Origin of the sequence: Geodermatophilus maliterrae, from assembly GCF_041018925.1 — a bacterium.
Taxonomy (GTDB): domain Bacteria; phylum Actinomycetota; class Actinomycetes; order Mycobacteriales; family Geodermatophilaceae; genus Geodermatophilus; species Geodermatophilus maliterrae.
Map to the genome: position 1 here is coordinate 1 of NZ_JBFNXQ010000207.1, position 1,357 is coordinate 1,357.

Annotated in this window: 1 protein-coding gene; it reads left to right on the forward strand. The window is 71.6% G+C overall.

Annotated elements, in window-relative coordinates; all coding sequences use genetic code 11:
- Positions 1 to 133: 133 nt before the first annotated feature.
- Positions 134 to 1,357 (forward strand): sarcosine oxidase subunit beta family protein (locus ABQ292_RS26480; RefSeq protein ID WP_369210685.1); only part of this gene is annotated, 1,224 nt, incomplete at its 3' end.

The window sequence follows — 1,357 nt, forward strand, 5'->3', positions numbered from 1 at the left end:
CCGAGGTCGCCGACGTGATCGCCGCTGCGCTGCGGCCCGCGGTGAGCGAGGAGCAGCTCGCCGGGCTGCGCGAGCGGGTCACCCGCCTGGCCGGCCGCCACCCGCTGTACCCCGAGCTGACGGAGGCCGGCCGATGAGCCCGCGACCCCCCGGTGCCGGCCTGCCCGAGCACCCGGACTTCCTGTGGCGTGACGTGGAGCCGAAGGCCTCCTACGACGTGGTGATCGTCGGCGGTGGCGGGCACGGTCTGGCCACCGCGCACTACCTGGCCAAGAACCACGGCATCACGAACGTGGCGGTGCTGGAGAAGGGCTGGCTGGGCGGGGGGAACATGGCCCGCAACACCACGATCATCCGGTCGAACTACCTGTGGGACGAGAGCTCGGCGATCTACGAGCACAGCCTGAAGCTGTGGGAGGGGCTGGAGGAGGACCTCGGCTATCCGATCCTGTTCAGCCAGCGCGGCGTGCTCAACCTGGCGCACACGCTGCAGGACGTGCGCGACAGCGTGCGGCGGGTGGAGGCCAACACGCTCAACGGTGTCGACGCCGAGTGGGTCGAGCCCGACGAGGTGGCCAAGATCTGCCCGATCGTCAACACCTCGGCCGACATCCGCTATCCGGTGCTGGGGGCGACCTTCCAGCCGCGGGCGGGCATCGCCAAGCACGACTACGTGGCCTGGGGCCTCGCCCGCCGGGCGAACGAGGCCGGCATCGACCTGATCCAGGACTGCGAGGTCACCGGGTTCACCACCGCCGGTGACCGGGTCACCGGGGTGCGCACCACGCGGGGCACCATCGCCGCGGGCACGGTGGCGCTGTGCGCGGCCGGGCACACCTCGGTGCTCACCGACATGCTCGGCTTCCGGGTGCCGGTGCAGAGCCATCCGCTGCAGGCGCTGGTCTCCGAGCTGCTGGAGCCGGTGCACCCCACGGTGGTGATGTCCAACGCGGTGCACGTCTACGTCTCCCAGGCGCACAAGGGTGAGCTGGTGATGGGTGCCGGGGTCGACTCCTACAACGGCTACGGCCAGCGCGGCGCCTTCTCCATCATCGAGCGGCAGATGGCCGCCGCCGTCGAGCTGTTCCCCGTCTTCGCCCGCGCGCACCTGCTGCGCACCTGGGCCGGGATCGTCGACACCAGCCCCGATGCCTCCCCGATCGTGGGGCGCACGCCCTACGACAACGTCTACCTCAACTGCGGCTGGGGGACCGGTGGGTTCAAGGCCACCCCCGGCATCGGCTGGTGCCTGGCGGACACCATCGCGAACGGCGAGCCGCACCCCTACGTGGCGCCGTTCACCCTGGACCGCTTCGTCACCGGCGCGCTCGTCGACGAGCACGGCGCCGCCGCCGTG